At 26.0% G+C, this 25,324-nt stretch carries 27 protein-coding genes, 2 pseudogenes, 2 riboswitches and 1 other annotated feature; of the genes and pseudogenes, 4 read left to right on the top strand and 25 right to left on the bottom strand.

Annotated features, from left to right (window positions below; genetic code table 11):
* Positions 1-183: 183 nt before the first annotated feature.
* From NGI68_RS13175 to NGI68_RS13125, 11 genes and pseudogenes are all read right to left on the bottom strand, one after another.
* On the bottom strand, positions 184-1,815 hold the full coding sequence (locus NGI68_RS13175; protein WP_251861927.1) for a M20/M25/M40 family metallo-hydrolase: 1,632 nt from the start codon (positions 1,813-1,815) through the stop codon (positions 184-186).
* Positions 1,816-1,948: 133 nt separating this feature from the next.
* Complete coding sequence (locus NGI68_RS13170) at positions 1,949-2,698, bottom strand: ABC transporter ATP-binding protein (protein WP_251861926.1); 750 nt, start codon at positions 2,696-2,698, stop codon at positions 1,949-1,951.
* On the bottom strand, positions 2,676-3,686 hold the full coding sequence (locus NGI68_RS13165; protein WP_251861925.1) for an ABC transporter substrate-binding protein: 1,011 nt from the start codon (positions 3,684-3,686) through the stop codon (positions 2,676-2,678). The genes NGI68_RS13170 and NGI68_RS13165 overlap by 23 nt, the downstream gene beginning before the upstream one ends.
* Positions 3,687-3,756: 70 nt before the next feature.
* On the bottom strand, positions 3,757-4,530 hold the full coding sequence (locus NGI68_RS13160; protein ID WP_251861924.1) for an ABC transporter permease: 774 nt from the start codon (positions 4,528-4,530) through the stop codon (positions 3,757-3,759).
* Entirely contained in the window at positions 4,502-4,792 is a 291-nt protein-coding gene (locus tag NGI68_RS13155; RefSeq protein WP_251861923.1) for a thiamine-binding protein, read from the bottom strand. Before NGI68_RS13155 ends, NGI68_RS13160 begins: the two co-directional genes overlap by 29 nt.
* A gap of 100 nt (positions 4,793-4,892) precedes the next feature.
* Positions 4,893-5,001: riboswitch (TPP riboswitch) on the bottom strand.
* Between the two features lie 137 nt (positions 5,002-5,138).
* Entirely contained in the window at positions 5,139-5,891 is a 753-nt protein-coding gene (locus tag NGI68_RS13150) for a TatD family hydrolase (protein ID WP_251861922.1), read from the bottom strand.
* A gap of 91 nt (positions 5,892-5,982) precedes the next feature.
* A riboswitch (TPP riboswitch) is annotated at positions 5,983-6,081 on the bottom strand.
* A 66-nt stretch (positions 6,082-6,147) separates the two neighbouring features.
* Entirely contained in the window at positions 6,148-6,429 is a 282-nt protein-coding gene (locus tag NGI68_RS13145; RefSeq protein ID WP_251861921.1) for a DUF503 domain-containing protein, read from the bottom strand.
* Positions 6,430-6,586: 157 nt separating this feature from the next.
* On the bottom strand, positions 6,587-7,201 hold the full coding sequence (locus NGI68_RS13140) for an ABC-2 transporter permease (RefSeq protein WP_251861920.1): 615 nt from the start codon (positions 7,199-7,201) through the stop codon (positions 6,587-6,589).
* Positions 7,195-8,044: pseudogene (locus NGI68_RS13135) on the bottom strand (ABC transporter ATP-binding protein). Before NGI68_RS13135 ends, NGI68_RS13140 begins: the two are co-directional and overlap by 7 nt.
* A 127-nt stretch (positions 8,045-8,171) precedes the next feature.
* The gene (locus NGI68_RS13130; protein ID WP_251861919.1) at positions 8,172-8,825 is read right to left on the bottom strand and encodes a hypothetical protein; all 654 of its coding nucleotides are present in this window, start codon (positions 8,823-8,825) and stop codon (positions 8,172-8,174) included.
* Positions 8,826-8,911: 86 nt separating this feature from the next.
* Positions 8,912-9,283, bottom strand: a complete 372-nt coding sequence (locus NGI68_RS13125) for a GntR family transcriptional regulator (RefSeq protein WP_251861918.1) — start codon at positions 9,281-9,283, stop codon at positions 8,912-8,914.
* 147 nt (positions 9,284-9,430) lie between these two features.
* Positions 9,431-9,687, top strand: a binding site (T-box leader).
* A 215-nt stretch (positions 9,688-9,902) separates the two neighbouring features.
* On the opposite strand from NGI68_RS13125, the gene NGI68_RS13120 reads away from it, so the two are divergent.
* The gene (locus NGI68_RS13120) at positions 9,903-10,415 is read left to right on the top strand and encodes a tryptophan transporter (RefSeq protein WP_251861917.1); all 513 of its coding nucleotides are present in this window, start codon (positions 9,903-9,905) and stop codon (positions 10,413-10,415) included.
* Positions 10,416-10,651: 236 nt separating this feature from the next.
* Here the strand turns inward: NGI68_RS13120 and NGI68_RS13115 are convergent, their stop codons facing one another.
* Positions 10,652-11,395, bottom strand: a complete 744-nt coding sequence (locus NGI68_RS13115) for an ATP-binding protein (protein ID WP_251861916.1) — start codon at positions 11,393-11,395, stop codon at positions 10,652-10,654.
* A gap of 106 nt (positions 11,396-11,501) precedes the next feature.
* Here NGI68_RS13115 and NGI68_RS13110 point away from each other — a divergent pair, with 106 nt between their 5' ends.
* From NGI68_RS13110 to NGI68_RS13100, 3 genes are all read left to right on the top strand, one after another.
* Positions 11,502-12,179 (top strand): Crp/Fnr family transcriptional regulator, encoded by a 678-nt coding sequence (locus NGI68_RS13110; protein WP_251861915.1) that lies wholly within the window; start codon positions 11,502-11,504, stop codon positions 12,177-12,179.
* A gap of 201 nt (positions 12,180-12,380) precedes the next feature.
* Positions 12,381-12,824, top strand: a complete 444-nt coding sequence (locus NGI68_RS13105) for a cell wall hydrolase (RefSeq protein ID WP_251861914.1) — start codon at positions 12,381-12,383, stop codon at positions 12,822-12,824.
* Between the two features lie 22 nt (positions 12,825-12,846).
* Entirely contained in the window at positions 12,847-13,341 is a 495-nt protein-coding gene (locus NGI68_RS13100) for an alginate lyase (RefSeq protein WP_251861913.1), read from the top strand.
* Positions 13,342-13,561: 220 nt separating this feature from the next.
* Here the strand turns inward: NGI68_RS13100 and NGI68_RS13095 are convergent, their stop codons facing one another.
* From NGI68_RS13095 to NGI68_RS13035, 13 genes and pseudogenes are all read right to left on the bottom strand, one after another.
* Positions 13,562-13,909, bottom strand: coding sequence for a cupin domain-containing protein (locus tag NGI68_RS13095; protein WP_251861933.1), 348 nt, complete (start codon positions 13,907-13,909; stop codon positions 13,562-13,564).
* A gap of 120 nt (positions 13,910-14,029) precedes the next feature.
* A complete protein-coding gene (locus tag NGI68_RS13090; protein WP_251861912.1) occupies positions 14,030-16,189 on the bottom strand; it encodes a YhgE/Pip domain-containing protein in 2,160 nt (719 codons plus the stop codon).
* Positions 16,190-16,517: 328 nt separating this feature from the next.
* Positions 16,518-17,255 (bottom strand): annotated as a pseudogene (locus NGI68_RS13085) (glycerophosphodiester phosphodiesterase).
* Positions 17,256-17,623: 368 nt separating this feature from the next.
* A complete protein-coding gene (locus tag NGI68_RS13080) occupies positions 17,624-18,481 on the bottom strand; it encodes a tagatose bisphosphate family class II aldolase (protein ID WP_251861911.1) in 858 nt (285 codons plus the stop codon).
* A gap of 35 nt (positions 18,482-18,516) precedes the next feature.
* The gene (locus NGI68_RS13075) at positions 18,517-19,272 is read right to left on the bottom strand and encodes a DeoR/GlpR family DNA-binding transcription regulator (RefSeq protein ID WP_251861910.1); all 756 of its coding nucleotides are present in this window, start codon (positions 19,270-19,272) and stop codon (positions 18,517-18,519) included.
* Between the two features lie 180 nt (positions 19,273-19,452).
* Complete coding sequence (locus NGI68_RS13070; protein WP_251861909.1) at positions 19,453-20,856, bottom strand: PTS transporter subunit IIC; 1,404 nt, start codon at positions 20,854-20,856, stop codon at positions 19,453-19,455.
* Positions 20,857-20,894: 38 nt separating this feature from the next.
* Positions 20,895-21,194: a PTS sugar transporter subunit IIB gene (locus tag NGI68_RS13065; protein WP_251861908.1), complete on the bottom strand. Its 300-nt coding sequence runs from the start codon at positions 21,192-21,194 to the stop codon at positions 20,895-20,897.
* An 84-nt stretch (positions 21,195-21,278) separates the two neighbouring features.
* Entirely contained in the window at positions 21,279-21,758 is a 480-nt protein-coding gene (locus NGI68_RS13060; RefSeq protein ID WP_251861907.1) for a PTS sugar transporter subunit IIA, read from the bottom strand.
* Positions 21,751-22,263: an RpiB/LacA/LacB family sugar-phosphate isomerase gene (locus tag NGI68_RS13055; protein WP_353505401.1), complete on the bottom strand. Its 513-nt coding sequence runs from the start codon at positions 22,261-22,263 to the stop codon at positions 21,751-21,753. Before NGI68_RS13055 ends, NGI68_RS13060 begins: the two co-directional genes overlap by 8 nt.
* Before the next feature lie 14 nt (positions 22,264-22,277).
* A complete protein-coding gene (locus NGI68_RS13050) occupies positions 22,278-22,709 on the bottom strand; it encodes an RpiB/LacA/LacB family sugar-phosphate isomerase (RefSeq protein ID WP_251861906.1) in 432 nt (143 codons plus the stop codon).
* Positions 22,710-23,047: 338 nt separating this feature from the next.
* A complete protein-coding gene (locus tag NGI68_RS13045; RefSeq protein ID WP_251861905.1) occupies positions 23,048-24,016 on the bottom strand; it encodes a tetratricopeptide repeat protein in 969 nt (322 codons plus the stop codon).
* Positions 24,017-24,333: 317 nt separating this feature from the next.
* Positions 24,334-24,759 (bottom strand): type II 3-dehydroquinate dehydratase, encoded by a 426-nt coding sequence (gene aroQ, locus NGI68_RS13040; RefSeq protein ID WP_251861904.1) that lies wholly within the window; start codon positions 24,757-24,759, stop codon positions 24,334-24,336.
* 45 nt (positions 24,760-24,804) lie between these two features.
* Positions 24,805-25,293, bottom strand: a complete 489-nt coding sequence (locus tag NGI68_RS13035; RefSeq protein ID WP_251861903.1) for a shikimate kinase — start codon at positions 25,291-25,293, stop codon at positions 24,805-24,807.
* Positions 25,294-25,324 lie beyond the last annotated feature (31 nt).

The raw sequence follows: 25,324 nt of genomic DNA, 5'->3' as shown, positions 1-25,324 counted from the left end.
AAGCGTAAAGTAAACAGGACGTTTACTTAGGACTAGTTGCCACAGGACGTGGCATTAGACCGTTAGCTTAAATCTTAGGATACAAATATTAGTATTCTTTATTTTTATAGCCATCTATTGACTAAAAGTATTCCCTGTTTTAATTTTTATGCTTTTAAAGGTGTTAAGTCGTAATTTTCTTATTTACTGTAGCATTTCTTTTAAAATATACATATACAACTGTGGAACTATGTCCATTGAATATGGTATGTTTAATCTTTCTGTATATTTATGAAAATCTTTACCAAATCCTCCAAATATTACAGATGGTATATCTAATTTTTTTAGTTCTTTTTCAGGGAATTTATATGTGTAACCTAGTCCAGGCATATTTTCACATATATATTCTATATTAAAGTTTTCATCTAAGCCAGTGTAACTTAGATCACTTATTCCCATAAAAAAATTTTCCTTTTGTATATCTACATTATATTTTTCTTTTGAATATCTCCTCATATTGTCTAATGAGTTTAACAAATTAGTATATTTAGGATTTTTACTATCAAAATATCTATGTGGATAATAAGGTACATTGTATGCAATTACTATCATAGGTTGTTGATATTTATATTTTTCAAAAGTTTCTTTTATTATCTTTATTCCTATGGTTTGATTATCTAATTTCTGCTCTTTCCATTTTTCTATAGATTTCTGTATATATTGGGAGAAATCTTTGTTTTCATTTAATACTTCTTTATATAATTCTTCAAAAGTTACAATCCTAGGTTCTATATCTAAATCTTCTTCAAGCTTACTTCCACATAAGGATTTATACTTTTTATAATTTTCTTTTATTATTTTAAGAGTATTGCAAAAAGCTTCTTTTGATATAGATTTTAATGTTCTCATTATTTCATCTGGAGTCTTTTTTATTGTTAATAAATTATAATAAGAATATGTATATATGGGATTTTGTACAGAATATAATTCTTTTAAGTCTGCTTGTTTTAAACAAACTGGTGGTGGGGTTGTGTCCCCTTTATATTCATCACTTAAATCTACATTATATTCTATTAATCTATTTATTTCAGATACTAACAGATTAGGATTTAGACCTCCAAATGGATTTCCTACATGAGTTGCCTTCCCAACGCAAAAGAAAGTAGGCATTATTTTTCCTACAGAACCTATATAAATTCTTTTAATATTATCTCCTTCATATTTAGGTATACAACATTCTGATAAAAATAAACACTTAAAGTTATATCCATCATCTTTTAGTTTAGATAAATAAGGTATTGCCCCTAGCATACCTTCTGAATTACTTTCCTCACCTGGTACTGTCAAAAATAATATATTTCCTTTAAAATTTCTACTTTTAGATAACTCCCTTAACAACTCTATATAAAGAGCTAATCCGTATTTCATATCTGATGTTCCTCTACCAAATATCCATTCATTAGACTGTAAATCTTTTTTTGAATCCTCATCCAATACTAAATTAGATACTTTTTGAGTGTATTTTTTGTAGTCAAACGCTATATTTTTTAAAGTTCCAAATTCATCTATATCCACTACATCTAAATGTCCTGTGAGTATTATTATCTCCTTAGAAGGATTCCCCCCCTCTAGTAGGGCTGTTAAAAACCGTCTGTTATGCATGTCTCCTTCTATATTATGTATTTTTACATTATCATTATTATTTTTAAAATAATCTATATCCATTAAAATATTATAAATTTCATCTACTGCTAAATTTTCTTTTTCTGTTCCTGATATGCTAGGTACTTTTACTAATCTTTCTAATGTATCTAATATTTTTTCTTTACTTATCATTATATATCCCCTTATTTTACATTATAAAAACTCATACTTATTATACAATTTTATACAATAATCTACAATTGAAATATTCTATGTGTTTTTAAACACAAAAAGTAGAACCTCTTTTTAAGAGGTTCTGTTGAGATTAAAGTACGTTTATAATTTTTCTTTTTATTTGGTTGAAATTAGAAGAAGTTATAATATCTTTTTGTCGCTGAGAAGGTAAATTTACAACTATTTCTTCTTTTAGTGTGGCAGGTTTATCAGATAACACATAAATTCTATCTGATAAAAATATTGCCTCCTCTATATCATGAGTTATAAATAATATAGTTGTATTTAGCTCTTTAGCTACATTTAGTAACCATTGGTGCATTTTTGATCTGGTTATAGCATCTAATGCTCCAAAAGGCTCATCTAAGAGCATAATATCCTTTGAGAACATATAAGTTCTCAAAAGTGCCACCCTTTGTTTCATACCACCGGATAGTTGAAAAGGATACTTATATTCAAATCCATCTAATCCAAAAGTATGAAAATACTTTTTTACTTCCTCTCTAGCCTCATTCTTGCTTTTACCTTTTATTATAAGAGGTAAAGCTACGTTATCAATGACTTTTTTCCAAGAAAGTAGTAAGTCTTTTTGGTGCATGTAACTTACCCTTCCAACCTTACCTGTATAATCTTCTCCATCAATTAGTATTTTTCCTTCTTGCAAAGGTAAAATACCCGAAATAATATTAAAAATTGTGCTTTTACCACATCCTGAAGGACCTAATATACTAACAAATTCCTTTTCTTTTACATTTATAGATATATTATTTACAACTATATTATTGTCAAAATATTTTTTAATATTTTTAACTTCTAATTTATTTTTCTGGCAAGTACTCATTTGTAAAAGCTTCTTTCCCATTCATATTCTTTTCTATTAACTTATTATCTAAAAGGAACTTAGTGTAATTATTCCATACTTCTTCCTTCATTTCTCCCCATCTTTTAGAATCATCTTTATATTTATCTTTTAGATATTTTTGACTTTCTATTGCTAACTTTTCATCTATTTCCGGAGCATTTTTTAATAAAATTTTAGCACTATCTTCTGGATTACTTATACAATATTCGTACCCTCTAGTTGTAGCTTTCATAAACTTCTTAGCTAGATTTGGATCCTTCTTTAATGAATTTTCATTAGCTATTATTACTGGAGTATAGTAATCTAAGTTTTTATTCAACTTCCTAAGTTCTATAAAATCTAAAGGTATATTTTTAAGCCTAGCCTCTATTCCTGTCCAACCTTCAAATATCCATGCAAAATCTATATTTTTTCTTGTGGCGACAAAAAAATCTTCTGATCCCATATCTACCATTTTTAATTTAGAAAAATCCCCTCCATCTTTTGCCATAATAGCTTTTAATATAGCCTTTTCAGATGGTGAACCCCATCCTCCATAAGATTTACCAGTAAAATCCTTTGGAGTTTTTATGTTTTTACTCTTTGGTGCTGCAAACCCTGATGTATTATGTTGTATTATTGTAGCTATAGCCTTTATTGGTAATGGATTTTTAGCTGTTTTAGCATATGTAACATCTTCTTGATAACTTACTCCAAAATCTCCTTTGCCAGATGCAATTAAACTTGAAGTTCCGCCTTCTGATGGTTGTATAATTTCCACATCCAACCCTTCTTCTTTATAGTAACCTTTATCTTTTGCTACGTAAAGTCCTGTATGGTTAGTATTTGGTACCCAATCTAATATAACTTTCACTTTTCTTAATTTTTTACCTTCTTCTTTTTTAACAGTATCTTTAGGAGAACAACCTGCTAAAAGTGCTACACTTAGAATAGCTGCAAGTGCTATAGAAATTTTTTTCTTTAACATTATTTTTCCCTCTCTTTTACTTAATTTAACTTTTTTAAATACTTATATGATATATATTTAAAACAAATTTTTATTTTATACTCTTCATTTCTGTGTTCCATGGAGTTACAACCTTTTGTATTAAGAATAGTAAACCAAACAAACTCATACTTAAAACTATTATAATTAATATTACTGCAAACACTTTATCTAAAGCATAAGACTGTTTCACCCTTAACATGTATACTCCAAGGCCTTTGTCTCCTCCTAACCATTCTCCTATAACAGCCCCCATTATGCTATAGGTAGCTGCTATTCTAAGTCCTGAAAAAAAATTAGTCATGGATGCAGGAAATTTCACATGGTTAAATATCTGAATCTTATTAGCTCCCATTGAATACAATAAGTTTATGGTATCTTCATCTACAGAATCTAATCCATCTAAAAGACTTATAACTATAGGAAAAAAGCACACCAATATTACTACTATAATCTTTGGTAAGATACCAAATCCAAACCACATTATAAATAAAGGAGCTACTGCAATTATTGGAATAGTCTGAGATATAACTAATATTGGATATAAGGACTTTCTAATAATTTTTACCCCATCCATTAATACAGCTATTAACAATGCGAATATTATTGAAACAAAAAATCCTATCATTGCTTCTTTTAATGTAATATATATATGTTCTTTTATATTAGGAATTATATCAAATAAACTTATTATTATATCCTTTGGAGATACTAATATATATTTAGGTATATTACCTTTATCAATAACAATTTGCCATATAAATATTAATAGTATCTGAAATATAATAGGTATTATTTTATTTCCTATATTTGTACACTTTCTCATTCATTGTCACACCTTCTGGTTTATAATCTATTTTTACAACTGAAACTACTCTTTGTGCACCTTCGTTAACACATATATCTTGAGCCTTTTTTACAATATCTAAAAGTACATCTAGTTCTCCTTCCATAGTTGTCTCCATAGGACCAACTTCATATTTGACTCCAGAATTTTTTATAAGCTCTATAACCTTATCAACAACAGGGTATATTTCTTCCTCTCTAACTACAGGCAATACTTGTAAGCTTAAATTTACATTTGCCATTTCTATTCCTCCTTTAAATTTATTTAAAGATTTTTATATATAGATTTACTATATTTTATATAAATATTAAAAACCCCTTATTCTAGAGAGAATAAGGGGTTAATTAACCTTAAATACTCCCTCCGCTGGCATTATCCAGTTCAGGTTCTAAGGGTCGAAACTCTATTGTTTCCTCTCAATCAAAAACATTAATTCCCCCGTGTTATTAAATTATTATCTTAGTATATATGTTACATAATCTAAATATTGCTGTCAAATGCAATACTTAATATTGTTGTATTGAAAGTTTCTATAAATTCAAATCAAATAATTCCAATATATAAATTAATGGACTCAAATACTGATTCTAATATTTATTTATATCTTTCAATACAAAATCCTTAAAATTATTTTCTATTATGTATTTCATTTCTTCTTCTGATAAGTTTCTTTCTTTAGCTAATTTAGATAGTATATCTATAATTATATCTGGCATAGGAAATTTTCCACTTAACCATTTTTCTGATTCTGGTCCATCTGTTTCTGTTAACAATCTATTTATAGGAATTTCCTTGGAAATATGTCTTATATACTCAGAATAAAAGATTTCACTACTTATTGTAAAATAATATCCTCTTTTTATCATTTCTCTTAAATCTTCTTCTTTTCCAGAAAACCAATGTATTATAGCTTTTTCTATTTTATAACTATCTAATATTTCAATTATTTCTCTTTCAGCTCCTTTTGTATGAACATTGATTATTTTATTTTGTTTTTTAGCTTTTTCTACGAAATATTTAAATACTTTTATTTGACTTTCATATTTTGTTTTATCTTTTTCCCAATAAAAATCTAATCCAACTTCTCCAATTATAGGACTCTCTTCTATAAAATAATCTAATGATTCTAATTGATCAGTGTATTTATACGCATTCGAAGGATGTATTCCAAAAGAACTTATAATATATTTGCTTTTATCTTGGAATTTAATACTTTCCTTATATTCTTCTAAATACATTGAATTATCTAATGTGTATATACCATATTTGTTTATACATTCTAAAGCTTCTACTATTTTATCTTTATAATTTGATAAATGAGTATGAGCATCTATATACATATTCGTTCCCCCCTAAGTTATTAAATCATAATAAAAAATAAAAGCTAACCTGAAGGCAAGCTTTTCATACTATACATAAATTACTAATATGTTATATATTGTAATTGCTCCCTACGGTAATCTTAATTACATCAGGTTCAAAGGGTTGGAAAACTTCCTCTCAGCCTTTATGGCACCCCTGCTATTATTAATTATTATATTTTATATCTTAATTATATACTGTGAAAAATTCTTTGTAAAGATTTATTAAATTTACTTATATTATTTCAGTCTCTATATTCTGAACTATAGCCTCTGTATTTCCTTCCACATAGTTTACTACATTTTGTATTATACTATCTGCTTGTTTAGTACTGTTGCTCACACATGCTATACCTATAACAATACTTTGATGCACATCCTGTGTTTCTACTTCTGCTATGGATACATTAAATTTATTTTTTGTTTTAAAAATTATACTTTTTACTGTCATTCTTTTCTCTTTTAAAGAATGAACCCAATTAGCGTATAAATATATTTTAGCTGTACCTACAATCATATCTATCTCTCCTAAAATTACTATATACTATTAATTATATACTTTTATTTTTTTTAAATTCAAAGATATTATTCATATAAATAGTTTAATATCATTATTGTTATAATAACACTGTGTATTTTTCATACTATTAAATAGTCATGAATTAAATTGATAATTATATAATTTCTTTACTGCTATATATTTTCATGGACAAAAAAATAGAAATAACAAATAAAATTATACTTAGTATTCCCAATGTTTCATAAACAATATTACTATTTACCATATTGTACTCACTATTTTTATATATAACTGCAAAAATACTAAAATATATAATCATGGCTATAATCCTTCCTCTATTATAACCAAACTTAAAATATATTGGTAATTGTAATCCCGTACTAACCAAAATAACAATTAAACTGTAAATTACAGTTTTTATAGTTGGAAATCCAATTATATTTCTAAAATTAAGGATATAAGCTATAAAAGCTATTATATAAATAACTATTAAAGTGAATGCAAAATAAAGTATTACCGAAATATATTTTGCCCAAACCACCTGATTTTTTTTAATTGGAAGAGAATTTAATATATAGTCTTCTTTTGATATTTCTCCATAAGTAAAAGATGTAGTTATAATAATATAAACTGATACATACATACAATATACAAACATATTCTGTTTATCAATATTGTAAAAAATAAATATAGAAAATATTATACCAGCTAAAACTTTCATCATATAAGACTTGGTAATCATTAAATCCTTTTTTATTAAATTTAGCATTTAGTGTTCCCCCCTACAGTGTAAACCATAATATCCTCCAAGGTAGGTCTTTCTAGTATAATGTCATCTTTTTTAGATATTTCTCTTATAACATTAGGTGAAGATGTTAACCCCTGAAATCCAAAAGAATTTTTATTTATCCCTATGAAATATTTTTTGGTTTCTTCATTTAAAAAGTCTAATCCGCCCTTTACTAAAGAATATTTTTCCATTATGTCATCCTTATTCTCTGAAAAAACCATTTTCCCTTCATTTATAAAGGTTATATAATCTGCTATCTTTTCTAAGTCTGTAGTTATATGAGTTGAAAAAAATACGCTTTTATTTTCATCTTGTATTAAGTCATATAATATATCTAAAATTTCTCTTCTAAATACAGGATCTAATCCAGCTGTTGGCTCATCCATTATTATCAGTTCTGCATTATGAGAAAGAGCTATAGCTAATGAAAACTTCATTTTCATACCTTTGGAAAGATTGTTTATTTTCTTATTAGGATCTAGATCAAAAGTTTTTAAATACTTATAAAAAACTTGATTATCCCAATTTTTATAAAAAGGAGCTATTATTTTTTTCATGGTTTCTATATTTAAATGCTCATAAAAATAATTTTCATCATATACAAAACCTATTTTTTCTTTTATCTCCTTTTCATATTCTATATTATCTTTTCCAAATATTTTTATTTCTCCAGAATCCTTTTTTATTAAATTCATAATTAATTTTATAGTAGTGCTCTTTCCTGCTCCATTAGGTCCTATAAATCCCATAATATATCCTCTGTCTAAACTAAAATTTATTATATTCTTTTTTTATATTATTTATTTCTAATATTTTATCCATATACAATCCCCCTTTTATTATAAAAATTTATAACATATGTCACAAATTTTTATAATATATGATACATTTTTCATACACAAATATATTTTATATCTAATAAAAATAATAATAATTTTTATATACTCTCTCAATTTATAATCTTAAGAATTAATATAAGAATTAAAACAAATGGTATAGCCGTAGCAGGAAATCCTTTATACCACTTTTTATGGCATATGCTCCAAATTATAATCCAGTTTATTGCACAACCTATAAATATTAATACAACACCATAAAATAAAATCTTAGAGCTATTACTTAATTTATATATACCTGAAAGTAGCATAGTATAAAACATATAATCTCCAAATCCACTGGTTGGTACAGGATTTTTGTTTTTAAATGATTTGCCATATACTATCAATTTCCACATCAATTTTTTATTAGCCATTACCTTAGCATTTGTAGTTCTTGATCCAAATCTAGTAAAACTTAAAATATCTACTACTGATAATGTTGCACCTGCCGAAATTAAACTATATGCTGGAATAATTTTGCCAACTAAGTTTCCAATGAAAATTATAAATATTAATGATACCCAACTGTATATAATTAGATCTTCTTTTTTATATTTCTTTTTCATATAACTTAATAAAAATAGAACTCCAACCATAGATACTATCCACATGAATAATTCATTTGACAAATTTATAATGATAAAAAATGATGCTAATAATGAGATTATCATTATTATGATAGAATGTATGGTTGATTCAATTAACTTTTCTTTTAATTGTGACATATATTTCATCTCCTACTTCCAAATTGTAATTCCATAGAATATAAATATAAATATAAATATGCATAATTTATATGTAAAATATAATTTTAATTAAAATATAATACTTTTAGTATTTGCACTATCTCCTCATATGAAATCCCTAATAAATTACTTTCTTCTATAACTTCATTCAATTTTTTTTCTATAATTTTTATTTTCTTTTCTTTTAAAAGCTCCTTATTTTGAGCAGCTACAAAGGTTCCTTTTCCCTTTACTGTTTCAACAAAACCTTCTTTCTCAAGTTCCTCATAAGCTCTTTTTGTTGTTATAACACTCACTCCAACTTCTTTAGCCAAATTTCTTATAGACGGAAGTAACTCATTTTCTTTTAATTCTTCCTGCATTATAGCAGATTTTATTTGGGAAAGGATTTGCTCATATATAGGTTGCTCTGAAACATTTGATATTAATATCTTCATTATAAACACCTTACCTCATATCGTATATACTGTATATATATAATATATACAGTATATATTTTTTTGTCAACCCTCTCTATATTATAACTTTAAATTTATTACTTTACTTTTAAAATTTACTGTGTTATAATTTTAAAAAATAAATAATATAATTCACTGATAAGGAAGAGTACCTAAGATAAATATTCAAAGAGAGCTAAGGATGGTGGAATCTTAGCAATGGGAGTCTTAGTGAATGGGCCTTAGAGAAATAAAGCGAAATCTTTTATAGAAAGTAGTATTTATCGGAAGCCTACCGTTAAAAAGGATAGGGTATGTTAGTACCTGAATAATGAGATATGTTTAAATTTTAATTGTTTAAACATAAATTAGGTGGCACCGCGAATATAATCTTCGTCCTAATAAATATTAGGATAGAGGATTTTTTGATTTTTAAAAATTAATTTTAATCTATTATTAATTTAGTTTTTAAACTCTTATACTTTATAAATTTATACAATAAAAATCTATAATAAACATTAAAGGAGGTGTAACTATGGCTTGAACTGAGTGGTATAGTTGGAAATTTAATTTATATCTAAAAACAAACTATCTTTTATATTGGAAAGGGGATATTACTATGAACTTAAAAAAAATGATAATATGTTCACTACTTTTAGCCATAGGCTTATTATTACACCAAATTTCACCTCCATTATTATTTGGAATGAAACCAGATTTTTTATTGACCATGATGTTTATAGCTTTAGTAATAGCAAAAGATTATAAAACCACACTAGTAATTGGCATTTTATCAGGAATTTTAACAGCTGCTACCACAACTTTTCCTGCAGGTCAAATTCCTAACTTGATAGATAAAATACTTACAGCAAATATAATGTTCCTATTAATCAAAATTACAGATGGAAAGATACAAAATCAGCTAAGAATGATTATATTGTCAATTATAGGAACTTTTATAAGCGGTTTCATTTTTCTAGGTTCTGCTTTATTATTAGTTTCTCTGCCAGCTCCATTTATGGTTTTAGTTACAACTGTTATAGTGCCTGCATGCATAATAAATACTATAGCCTCAGTTATACTATATAATTCAATAAATGCAGCCCTTAAAAGATCTTCAATGACAATTTAAATCACTGGAATCATAACTTATTTTTAAATAAGCTGAATTTTTAATTAATAGCTTTTAATTTTAAACGTTAAAACAATTATACTTATATTATAAAATCTAAAAAAGATGATTTCTGTATTTAACAGTGATCATCTTTTTTAGATTTAATTTTTATCTATATTTACTATAATAAATAACCTGTATCTTTAAATCCTAGTAATCCCTATATGTCCATATTAAATAAAGTTATAATTTTCTTATTTTATTCTTCCATCTGTGCTTATTATTACTTCATTAAATGGTACTATAGTTTCTGATTTTAACATAGCTTTCTTAACTGCATTTACTATCCCACCACAGCAAGGTACTTCCATTCTCACTACAGTTATACTTTTTATGTTATTGTTTTCTAATATTTCTGCTATTTTTTCCTTGTAGTATTCATTATCATCTAATTTTGGACATCCTATTAATGTTATACTATCTTTTATAAATTGTTTATGGAAATCCCCATAAGCATAAGCAGTACAGTCCCCTGCTATTAATAGATCTGCATTTTGTAAATATGGAGCTTTTGTATTAACTAATTTTATTTGAATAGGCCATTGTTGTAGTTCTGAATCCATATTTGCTCTTTCATTATTTTTATAATCTTTTTGTTCTATCTTTAAGTTTGACTTTTTAATTGGTCTTTTAATAGCTTTAGCCATAGTTCCAGGACATCCACATGGCATTTTCTCTTCTTTTTCCTCTAAAGATTTTTTTATAGCCATTCTCTTTTCTACTAATTCTTCATTATATTCTACAGCTTCTCTTTCTACTATTTTTATGGCTCCTGTAGGACATTCTGGAAGACAATCTCCTAAACCGTCACAATATTCATCACTAATCAAAACTGCTTTACCATCAATTAACTCCATAGCTCCTTCATGACAAGCTGTTACACATAATCCACAACCATTACATTTTTCTTTATCTATATTAACTATCTTTCTAATCATTTTTATATTACCCCCTAATTGATTTTCTATATTTATTATAGTATTATTATGTAAATAATTCTGTAACTAATGTTACCATTATAAAATTTATGGAGGTTTATTTATTATGAATAACATTTTTTCAATTTTGAGCAAATGTATATTATTTAAAAATTTTCAGGAAAAATTCATAGAAAAAATTCTTGAGAATATAAATTATAAAGTAAAAGATTATGAAAAAAATGAAATAATCGCTATAGAAGGTGATGCTTGTTCTAGTATAGGTATTATATTAGATGGAAATATAGAAATACAAAAACTATTTTCTTCTGGGAAAAACGTTACTATTACACCATTAATCACTGGAGATATTTTTGGTGAAGTTATTGTATTCTCTTCTATGAATAAATATCCTTCTACTATAGTATCCTCTTCTAAAAGTAAGGTTATGTTTATACTTAAAGAAGATATTATTAAACTTTGTAGTTTAGATTCTGTAATTTTAAATAATTTAATGGGGCTTTTATCTAATAAAATATTAATGTTAAATAAAAAAGTTAAAAATTTATCTTATGAAACTATTCGCCAAAAAATTTCTAGTTTTTTAATAGAGCAATATAAGAAACAAAATAGCTTAAATTTAAAGTTAACTATATCTAGACAGACTTTGGCTGAAATATTTGGTATCCCAAGACCTTCTTTATCAAGAGAACTTGTTAATATGAAAAATGATGATTTAATAGATTTTCAACGAAACATAATAACAATAAAAAACTTACCAGCTTTAGAAGAAATTTTGTATTAATTTTATGTAATATATTATTACACTATTAAAAAACAATTTAATAATATGTACATATGGAATATTCCTTTTAACTAATTTTTTTCTGTAATTAAACATAGCTTAACTATATAAATTTAAAATAAAAATTTAAAATAGTTAGTACTTTTTCTTATACTATGAATAAATTAATATTGTAATGACTTTTTATGAGGTGTATTTTATATGGCATATTCCGATAGGGAATTATTAGCTAGAATTATAAAATGTGAGGCCGGTGGAGAAGGGGACAATGGAATGCGGGCTGTGGCTACCGTAGTTATGAATAGAGTTAGAGTACCATATGGTGAATATCATAGGATTGGTCAAGGAGATATAAGAAACATTATATATCAACCCGGTCAATTTGATTGTGTAAGAGATGTGCTAAGAGGGGTTGCAAACCCTCAAACTATTTGGGCCAGCCCACCAGAACAAATTCACTATGATATTGCTGATTGGGCATTATCTGGTAATAGATTATATAATATAGGATATTCACTTTGGTATTTTAATCCTTTTAGACCCGTTTGTCCTAATATTTTTCCATCGAATGGTGTAGGCTCTTTTCAAGTAAGAGTTGTTCAACATTGTTTTTATAATCCAACTGAGTTATATGCACAAACTTAATAAATAAATTAGGAGGAATTTTATGTTTATTGATGATTGTCCTTATTTAGAAAATAATAGTTATGGCCAAAATATGAGACCTATGCCTTATATGGCTTGTGGTAATTCTCCAATGTATAACCCATACATGACTTCTTCTACAGATAACATAAATTACAATGAGATGAATAGATGTAACGATAACATAGCTAATGAAGATTCTATATATACTGAGAGTGGATCACCTATGAACACTAATCAATCTCAAAATCTACCTACTACTCCTGCACCTACTCCTAATGGTACACAATTTGTACCTTCTGTACAAGATGATATATTATATAACCAAGGCTTTCTAAAAACTCAAATAGGTAAAAGAGTAAAAGTAGAATTTTTAATAGGCACAAATTTGCTAATAGATAGAGAAGGTACATTAGTAGGAGTTGGAATAAGTTATATTTTAATAAATGAAGTGGATACTAATCATTTAGTTATGGCTGATATGTACTCTATAAAATTTGTAACAATATTTGATTAATTAGCATTTTATATAGTTAATTAATAAATTTATTTTCTAAATAAAAAGCATTACTAAACTAATCCATTTATTAAATTAAACCTTAACTAACTGCTATAAATGCATAAAGCTATGAAGTTAGGGTATCATCCTTATATTTCATAGCTTTTAATTTAAAATAAAACTTATAATTTTATATATTTATAATATACCATCTTGAAAATAACTTTTTAAATGATGTTTATTGTAAACTAAATATTACTGTTAACAGCATTTTAAATCTTTGTGTAGCCAATAATGCATGAGGTACATTACCTGGCATTACTATAGTCTCTCCCTTTTTTACATTAAATTTTTCTTCTCCTATAGTTATTTCTGCTTCACCATCTAGTATATAAACCATAGCATCTCCTGAAGCTGAATGTGAACTTATTTCTTCCCCTTTATCAAATGCAAATAAAGTTACACTTAATGGTTTTCCTTGTGCTAAAGTTCTACTTACAACTGTACCCTCTTCATAATTTACTAAAGATTCCATTTCTATTGGTGTTGCAAAATCTATGTTTTTTATTAATTGTTTTTTCATGATAAAAGTTTCTCCTTTTAATTTTAATTATAGAATAAAATTTAACAAAATTTTGTTGTATATATTTATATAATAATGTCTTTTCATCAATAATTCTGTGACTTAAATCACATACTCTAATTACTATTCTACTAATCCACTTTTTTTAAACTTTTTTATGAAACTTTTATTTATCCTTTCCAGTTTCTTCTTTAACAACAAAGCTATAAGTATAGATATTGTAAAATAAATTATTAGGATTACTATATCCCTTACAAATATACTTTCTATCACCCCTCCTACAGTCTCTCTCATACCTGATATAGCATATGTGAAAGGTAACATTGGATTTATAATTTGAAAAAATCTAGGAGTCACTTCTATAGGAAAAGTTCCTCCTGAAGAAGATATTTGAAGAACTAATAATATTACTCCTAAAGCCTTACCTATATTACCAAAAACAGATACTAGAGTGTATATTATCATAGAAAATACTATGCTTATAAATATTGAAAATAAAATAAATTTTGGTTTATCCGATACATATACTTTTAATAAAAATATGTCTCCTAAACTCACTATTATAGCTTGAAATATAGCTATAGTGGCAAATGTAAGATATCTTCCAAAGTATTTTTCATAGACTTCTAATTTTTTTACTTCTTTTATATCTTTTACCTCTACTGAAAGTATAGAAACTAATATCAAGGCGCCAACCCAGAGTGATAATGTAGTAAAAAAAGGAGCCATTGCTGATCCGTAGTTTGGAATAGGATATATTCTATTTTCTTTTATTTGTATAGGATTTGATATAAATTCACTTTCTGTTTTTGCATCATTTTTCAGTAATTTTATTATTTCATTTAATCTTTTATCATCATCTAAAGTTTTCAGCTTATTTGCAACTTCGCCTATTGATTTTTCTATAGATGGTAAATTAGATTTTAGAACTTTTATACCTTTTATTCCATTTTCTGCACCAACATACCCTTTATCTAATAAATCTGTAGCTTCTGGCAAGTTTGAATTAGCATTTTTTAATAACTGTATAGTATTATCTGCCACAACTATCAAATCATTAAGAACATTATTTATAGCTGGTACTATTTTAGGATTAAAATCTTTTATAATATTTTCTAGCACTGAATTTATCTTATTATGTTTACTCTTTAATATATTTATAACATCCCTAGATATTTTTTCCCCTCTATCTATAGACGAAAGTATATTATCTATAATTTCTATTTTTTCATCCAATCTTTCCTTAGAATTTAAAATATCATTTTGAAAATCATTTATTATATTATTTTTTTTATCTTTATTTATAGTATCTAATAATTCTAATATATTATTAAAAATTTCCTTTACATTATTTAATTTATCTTTTGAAGTTAATAGATTCTCTTTAGCTTCTGCAGAATTTTTTTCTGATAATATTATACCTTCTTCCATTAAAACTTCTGCCGTACTATTTATTTTTTTTGCTATAATCAAATCTTCTTTTATATAAGGAGCCACATTATTTATTCCTTCTTTGGACTTTGTTAAAAATGATTTTGTTTTATCTCCTGCATTTAGAGCTTTATCTATAGTATTTTTTATTAATGGAATATCTTTATTTATTTTTTCTATAAACTGTTCTAATGTTATAGCACCTTTTTCTAATTTGTCTATAGAAGCATTTATTTCAGGTATTTTATCATTAACATAAAAAATCATATTCATTAGATCTTTTAGTTTTGGCTTTCCCTTTTCAAGTTCTATACCTACATTATTAAATATATCAAATATAATACCATTCACTGTTTTTACAAAGGTTTTTGTAACTTCATTTTGTACTGTTGTAACACCTTTGCTTGTTATTTTAGGAGCTACTGCATTGCTTTTTTCATTTACAGAATAAATCAGAGTAGGTTTTTCTTGTTTGTCTCTAGTTATAGATAATATTTTATATGAAAAATCTTCAGGTATAACTACGCTAGCATAATATTTTCCATACTTTATCCCCTTCTCAGCTTCCTTTTCATCAACAAATTTCCATCCTATTTTGTCATTTGCTTTTAATTTATTTATAAGTTCTTCTCCTACATTAATAGTAACCCCATTAAAAGAAGCGGATTTATCTTTGTTTACTACAGCCACCGATATTAGTTTTGTATTAGAATAGGGATCCCAAGAAGACTTTATATTAAACCAAGCGTATAAAGAAGGTAATATCATAAGACCTAGCATTACAACTATAGCTACCCAATTTGTTGTTATATTCTGCAGATCTCTTTTATAAATTTTAAGACTTCCTCTCATGAAATACCTCCTTTCTTTTTTATAAAGGGATTTATTAAAATATAGATTTCTGTAACTTTCCTATAAACTTTAGTATTTCTATATTAATGACTTTAAATACCTGATTTAAAAATATATTTTATTCTAATATGCATATTAATATAAATTTAATATTTTTATACAAACCAATAAGACTTAAAATTTTATAGTGTTATTAGCACTACTAAAACTTTAAGCCTAAATCTATTAAATATTTTTCTTGTAGCTAATGCATCCTTTTCTATTGCAAATGAACATATATGAATATATTAATTATTTAAATATTTATGTAAATATAACTTTTTATATTCTATAATTTAAGTTTTGAAATAATATTATAAGCTTTATCTGGATAATTAGTTATAATACTAGTTATTTTACTCTTTATTAATCTTTCCATAGTTATCTCATCATTTATTGTATACGGATTTATTTCCAAGCTATTGATATGAGCTTTATCTATAAATTCCTTTGTAAGCGTAATATAATTAGGATGAATTGCATCTACTTTTATATACCTTGCATATTCCCAAGGTTCATATAAGGCTGCTTCATAAAGCATTCCTGTTTTTATATTGGGATTTATTTCTTTAACTTTTACTAAAGAATAATGATGGAAAGAAGATATGATAACTCTATCTATAATTTTATATTTTTCTATCATATCTATAACTTTTTTCTCTATATTAGAGTAATATCTATATCCTGCTTTTATTTCTATATTTAAATAAATATTTATATGTATTATTAACTTTAAAACTTATTCTAAAGTAGGTATCTTTTCATCTTTATATTTTTCACTAAACCAAGAACCTGCATCTAGTTCCTTTAATTCATGAAATAAAAGATCTTTTATTTCGCCTTTGCCATTTGTAGTTCTATCTACTCTTTCATCATGCATTACTATAATATGTCCATCTTTAGACAAATGAACATCCAATTCTATTCCATCAGTATTCATTTCTATAGCTTTTTTAAAAGCTACTATAGTATTTTCTGGAGCATAAGCACTAGCCCCTCTATGAGATAAAATTTTAGTCTTTTCCATATTTATTTCTCCTAATCTAATAAATTCATTTATATAATTTATATTTATAACTTAATAAAACTTCTATATAAAAATTTTCATTCTTTTAAAATTAAGAAAATAAATCAAGTAGTAGAAAAATAATTATTTTATTATTCCCTTTTCATATTGTCATATTTTCATATTTGACTGTGTATACTCTTGCTGTCAGTTAGTGGTACCCATGGTCAACCTCAGCGTACTTTTATCTTCAAGTTGTACACATGCTGAGCACACTAAAAAAGTACCTTAAAATAGATTTAATTTTAAGATACCTTCTATTAATGTAGTTCAGATTCATATACTTAATTATGATTTTTTAATATTAATTTTTAGATCTACTACAGTGATTATGCCTTATTCTCACTTCCACACATTCTTATTTTTTCTTCTACTATTCTTTTCATTGCTTCTTTCCCTGGTGTCATATATTTTCTTGGATCATTTGCATTTGGATTTTCTTTAAAATACTCTTTTACTGCATTTGCAAATGGTATTTTTAAATCTGTTGCTATATTTACTTTACATATTCCAAGTTCTATTGTGTTCTTAACTGACATCTCTGGAACATCTGATGCTCCATGTAATACTAATGGAACTTCCACTTCTTTTCTTATGTCTCTTAATCTATCATAATCTAATTTGGGATTACCTTTATAAACACCATGGGCTGTTCCTATTGCTACTGATAAGGAATCTATTCTCGTTTTTTCTATAAATTCTTTTGCCTGCTGTGGATTTGTATACATTGCATCTTTTTTATCTACTATTAGATCATCTTCTTGTCCATCTAGCTTACCAAGTTCTGCTTCAACTACTGCCCCTCTTTCATTGGCATAACTAACAACTTCTTTTACTGTTTTTATATTATCTTCATAAGACTTTTTAGATGCATCTATCATTGCAGAAGTAAACCCTATATCTATATATCTTTTAATTTTTTCTACATCCTCAAAATGATCTAAATGTAAAGCTATTGGAATATTATTTATTTTAGCTGCTGTTTCCAAAATATTCACTAAATATTCTGGACCTGCATACTTTATTGTACCTGGAGTACCAGCTATTATAACTGGTGATCTCATTTCTGATGCTGTTTCTACAACAACTCTTATAGTTTCTAAATTATGAATATTAAATGCTGGTACTGCGTAATGGGCTTCTTGTGCCTTTAATAACATTTTTTTAGTTGTTACTAGATTAACCATTTATCCACATCCCTTATGCATATTTAAACTAAAAATTATTTATTTATTATCCTAACTATATCTTCATACTCATTTCTTAGTGCTTCATTTATTTTATTATCTGTAATAATAGCTGTAACTTCATTTAAATCATAAAAACTATAGAAATCTTCTTTATTTATCTTACTACTATCACAAAGGATATATCGTTCTGATGAATTATTTAATATTATTCCTTGACAAACTCCTTCTTCTTCATTAGATGTTGTTATATTATTTTCATATATTCCATTTGTTCCTACAAAAGCTGTCTTTACTCTTATCTTGTGAAGTATTTCATTTGTAAAATTGCCTACAAATACATCAGTTCTTGAACGAAATCTTCCCCCTACTAATATAAGTTCAAATCTTTTATCATCTCTAAATTTTGAAAATATTGACATGGAATTTGTTATTATTTTTGCATATGATACATTAATATAATCATATATATATTCATTAGTAGTTCCTGGTCCTACATATACAATATCATTTTCATGTATTAAATCTGCTGCTAACTTTGCTATATATTTTTTTTCTTCCACATGTATTTTTCTTTTTTCATTATGTGATAGTTCTTTAAAAAGTGTTTCTGTTTTCTTTTTAGCTCCTCCATGTATTCTAATCAAAAGCCCCTTTCCTTCTAAATATTTCAGGTCTCTTCTAACAGTCATTTCTGTAACATCTAATAGTTTCGTGACATCTGATATCTTTATAATGTTTTCTCTCTGTATTAATTCTAATATTTTTTGAAATCTTTCTTCTTTAAGCACTAAATAATACCTCCAAATTCATTTAAAAAGAAATGTTCGTTTTTGTTTTGTTTTGTTTTTATTTTATCATCGTTATTGAATGTAATCAATGAACATTTATATTTTTATTATATAATTTTGTTAAACAAGGATATATCCATTTAATGGTTATATCCTCTTTATAAAAAATATAATTAAATTTTAATTATTCTTCAAGTATTCTTCATTACGTTTTCTCATTTGTTTTGTATACCATATAAATAATACTATATATACAGCTAATGAACCTAATGCTATCAATATATCTTGTATTCTTCCTATACCAGCTCTCCCCACTGCTATAGCTATAAACTTTTCTATAGGACCTTCAAGAGTTGAATGGGTTATAGCAGCTGCACTTGATAAACCTGATGGGAATGCCCCCACTGCCTTAGCTGTAGTAGTAACAAAATTGGATATTGCTGTGCCTGACCATAAAAATACTGGTAACATTAATGTTCCTATTATAATCATTCTTAATATTTTACCACGAGTAACTACTAATAAAGCTGGAGTTAATCCTATAGCTATAATACCACCTAATGGAAGTATTTTATTTCCTGGCAATATTAAAGCCATTAATAACATTATTGGTGCCAATACATTAGCCGCTGCCCACATTTCAGCTCTTGCAGCTAAAAATGGCCAATCTATACCAATATTAAATGTTCTTCCTTGTAATTTCTTACTCATAAAATTTGTTATTCCTTGAGATAATGGTTCAACAGCTGCTATAAACCAGCTTCCTACTTTTGAAAACAGTTCTAAGCACATTCCACCTATAAAAGCTAAATTAAATATATCCTTTATGGGCTGTTTCCCTAGTAATCCAACAAATATTCCCAAGTACAATCCTATAGCAAATTTACTCCCCCAAAATCCTATTTTCTTATTTAATGTAGCTGCATCAAAATCATATTTATCTATGAAAGGGAAAATCTTATCAAATATTTTATCAAATAACATTATTACTGGATTTAACATAAAATTTAAATGCGTTGTTGTTGTTGGATTGGTATTGGGCATATTTAATAAATCATTAAATGTTGGTTTCATTAAATCTGCATTTATGAATTTTAGTACACCTATTAATACAATTAATACTGTAGCTAATACTAAATTGTTATTTGAATAATACATTACTATTAATCCTATAATTGCTAAATGCCATACATTAAATATATCCACATCTAAAGTATCCGTTTTATTTAACACTAGCATTATTATATTTATTATTATTAATATCAGTAAGAAATACAACGTATACATTGACCCCCATGTAATTGTTGCAAGTGGAGCCCATCCAACATCTGTTACTGACAATTGAATTCCTGTTGATTTAACAAACCCTTGTAGTGCTGGTGCAAAAGCTCCAGTTAATATACCTATAATAGCCCCCATTGCTGTTAATGCTATAGCTAATTTTATACCACCTTCCAATGCCTTTGTAAACTTAACTTTCATACACATTGCTAGTATAGTTAAAACAATAAGCATCATTGGTGGAGCCCCTAGGTTTATTATAGGTTGAAATATGCTATTGGCAAAATCAATTATACCTGACATATTTTTTATCCCCCTATTATCATTCTATCTTTAATTTATTATTTATAACTTTTTATTATTTCTTCTAATTGATCAAATACTGGTTGTGACATGGCTGGTATTCTGTATAATATTGGACCAGCTTCTACTACAGGTATTTTTATTTGGAATCCAAAATCCGGTTTTGAAATTGGTGTGAAAATATCATATTGATTTAACATATCCTCCGTTATATCTTTTATAACTACTGTATCTGCTATCACCTCATAACCTCTATTTTCCATTTCTTCTTCTATGGCTGTTTTTATTTGATGACTTGAATTTATTCCCGCTCCACAAGCTGCTAATATCTTTATCATAATATTCTACCCCCAACTTAATAAAATTTTTATTTATTAAAATCATTTTATAGATAAATATTTATATGTTAAGCTTTTCAATGTTTATCCAGATATTACATTATAAATTTCTTTTTCATCAGCTGCATTGCAAAGTTTTTCAATATTTTTAATTTGTGTAATAAAGCCCATGATGTTAGCTAAAATATTTGTTTGAGAATCTTTTGCATTATTTAATATCATAAATAAAAATCTAACATTTAGCTCCTTTTCTGGAGAAATCATATTTTTAAATTTTATATTATTTTTTGATTTTACTACTATCACATTTTTAGTGTTGCAATACTCTGTTTCTGTATGAGGTATTGCTACATTAGGAATATTATGATTACTATAAACTACATTTAAATCTATTCCCGTTGGATACTCTTCTTCTCTTTTTATTATTTCTTCAACAAAATTATTTCTAACTAATCCTCTTTTTATTAGCTTTTTACCCACTTTAGAAAGTATATCTTCACTACTTTCAGCTTCTTCTATAAAGACTAAATCTTCTCTAAACAAATTAGAAATTTCATTAATCATGGTAATATCCCTCTTTCCATTTTTTCCTTTCATCTTCAAATATTTCACCTTTATTAGCATCTTTACTTATTAATCCATTTATAAAGTCACGAGTTATTTTATTCTCTTCACTATCATTAAATTTTGTATTTAAAAAATCTTCTATTATATTTTCCATTAATCCTATACCTGTTATTCTTCCACCTACCCCTATTATATTAGCATCATATTTTTCTCTTGCAATTTTAGCTGTATGAATATCTCTTGCCAAAATACATCTAGCACCTTTAACTTTATTGGCAGAGTTTGTTATACCAACACCTGTACCGCACATAATTACTCCAAAGTCAAATTCTCCATTAGCTACAGCTTCCCCCACTCGTTTCCCAAATATAGGGAAGTGGGTTCGTTCTTTATCATAAGTTCCAAAATCAACAACATCATAGCTTTTACAAATGAGCCAATCTCTAACTTCATTTTTTATATCTGTTACTATATGATCGCATCCTATTGCTATTCTTTTCATTTTATTCACCCTTTCTATGCCATTTTATTTAACATATCTATCCTTACCATATGCCTCCCTGCTGAAAAGTTTTTTTCTATAAAAGTTTTTACTATATTCTTAGCCAAAGTTTCTCCAACAAGATCTGATCCTAAAGCTAATCCTAAAGAAGAATTATGTTCTCTTGTCATTTTTGCTGAATGTTCATCACTAATACATGCTGTTATCATACCTTTTATCTTTGAAGATATCATAAAAGATCTAGCTCCAACTTCATCTAAATATATTACTCTATCTATATCACCTTTTACTGCTTTTTTTGATACTTTAATAATATTATTAAGATAATTTTTTAGATCATCACCTTGTTGAATAACTTCCACACTATGTCCAAGTTCTTTAACATAAGTAACTAATACATTTTTTAAATTTTCAGAGTGTTTATCACTACATATTGCTACTTTCATTAATCCCACCTCCAAATATATAAATAACCTTAAATATTTGTGCTTTATAAAATATAAATAAATTTTTATATTTTATTTGTATTGTTCTGTTTTTTTATGTTTTGTTTTTTTATGTTTTGTTTTGTTCTTTAATGTTATCCTACCACTTCAAACACATATTTGTCAATTATTTCTTGTTCATTTTTATTTCTTTTTTATATATTTTTTATTATGGTGTAATTGCTATATTAATAGAAATAAAAAATTACACTTAACAAATTTTCTTAAAAATAAAGGTCATGAATTTTAAAATATAATATCAAAATTCATGGCCTTTAAATATTAATGGTTTTTTAATTTTATTTAACTCTTATACATTTAAGATTACTTGGATAGGTATCTTTATAAACTCTGCCACTAAAATCAACATAATATTGACTTATTGCATAACTGGCATCACCTTTACCATATATACCTTCAAATACGTAAACTTTTTTATTTTTAAGTTCTTGTGGGAATGCCTTATAAGGGGTAGTTGTGTGAGAATACGGTACTGTATCAATTCCTAAATAATTTAAAGTAACATCAGAAGGTTTTATAGATTCCACAAGATCTCTAGCTTTATTTTCACTGATATAATTATTCTTAGAATTTATATTTTCTTTATTATTGTTTTTTTCTTTATTATTGTTTTTTTCTTTATTAGATTTGCTATACTTTTCATATTTATTAGCTTTTTTATTCTCTTTTAAATTATTTATTTGTTGTTGTTTTCTGTCTATTTCTTCATTATGCTTCTTTTCTTCTATTTTATTTTTTATATCGTTTCTTATATTTATTGCTTTTTTATTCTCTTTATCATATTTTAAAGCTATATTTAAATATTTATTAGCCTGTTCATAATTTTCTTTTTTAAAGTCTTCATTAGCTAAGTTTATTAGTTCATTTATACATTCATCTATCTTATCTTTTGCTAAAACATATACTTTTTCCTTATCTTCATCTATAGAAGTTAACTTATCCAAGGCTTCTTCATATTTTTTATTTTCTAATAATTTTATGGCCTCATCATATACATTTCTACTATTTTTAAGTTCCCGTGCTACTTTTATTTTTTTATCTATTTCTTTGTCTTTTTTATAATTTAAGGATTCTTTAAATCCTTCTATAGCCCTATCATATTCTCCTTTCTCCATATAATTATTAGCTGTAGCTATAACTCTATTATACGCTTGGACTCTATTGTATCTATACAAGCCCAAACTTATTACTAGTGCAATTATAATTGCAATTAAAACAATAGCTTTTTTATTCTTTAACTTGTTCACTAAAACACTCTCCTCTTATATATTTTTTCTTTTAATATAATATTGCTTTTACTTTTAATATATTCTTGAGAAATTTTTTAGTTTACAAATTCATAATTTTACCTACACATTATGTTATATAAATATACTGTATTTTGTTTTTAAATAATTTCTATAAAAAATAAAAAACACCTATTTAGAGTGCAGCCTAAAATTTATATCTTCATACAAACTTTAATATACACTTCAAATATAGATGTTATTAATAATACCAATAATCTATTTATTATGGTTAAGAAATAGATATATATTATAATGTAAATGTTAATTCTATAAGTTTATAATTCTTTTATTGCGTTCATAGCCATAACATATCCAAATGGACCAAATCCGCATATCTGGCCTATACAGGCCTCCGCTGTTACTGATTTTTTTCTATACTCTTCTCTTTTATGTATATTACTAAGATGAACTTCTATAGCTTTCATATTTACAGCTTTTAAAGCATCATATATAGCTATACTATAATGGGTATACGCTGCTGGGTTTATTATTATTCCATCATATTTTTCATAGGCAGATTGTATATATGTAACTATTTCACCTTCTATATTACTTTGAACAATATTTAAATCTATTTCTAATTCACTGGCTTTTTTGTTAAGATAAGAACACATTTCATCATAGGTCATAGTTCCATAGATGTTCTTTTCTCTTATGCCTAACATATTTAAATTAGGACCATTGATTAATAAAATTTTCATCTAAAGCACCTCCATAAAGATAATAAGGACTTTCACTTGTACACTTTATAAATTTGACATAATAGCATCCACTACTAAACTCAATTTTTCTTCATTAGTAACTGTAAAATGGCTATATTTTTTATAAAGTTTATATCTCTCATTATATAATTTAATTAAATTAGCTTTCTGATCTTTTAATAAAGGCCTAGCTTCAATATCTATATCCTTTAATATATTATTTAGAGGCCTATCTATAAAAAATATTTTCCCATTCTCTTTTAAATATCTTATATTTTCTTCTCTTTTTATTACTCCTCCACCAGTAGAAATAATTATATTCTCTTTTTTAGATATTTGTTTTACTGCTTCAGTTTCTATATTTCTAAAATATTCTTCTCCTTTTTTAAACAAACTAAGAATGGATTCATTTGTAGTTATTTCTATATATTCATCTACATCATAAAACTTTAACCCAGTTTCTTTAGCTATAATTTTTCCTATGGTAGTCTTACCACAACCTGGCATTCCTATCAATACTATATTTTTTTTCATTAAAATCACCTAATCTAATTAAATATTTCAT

It is taken from the genome of Clostridium sp. Marseille-Q2269, from assembly GCF_943736985.1.
GTDB lineage: Bacteria > Bacillota > Clostridia > Clostridiales > Clostridiaceae > Clostridium_F.
Note: the sequence above shows the minus strand (reverse complement) of the source record. Positions and strands in the feature narration are given on the sequence as shown.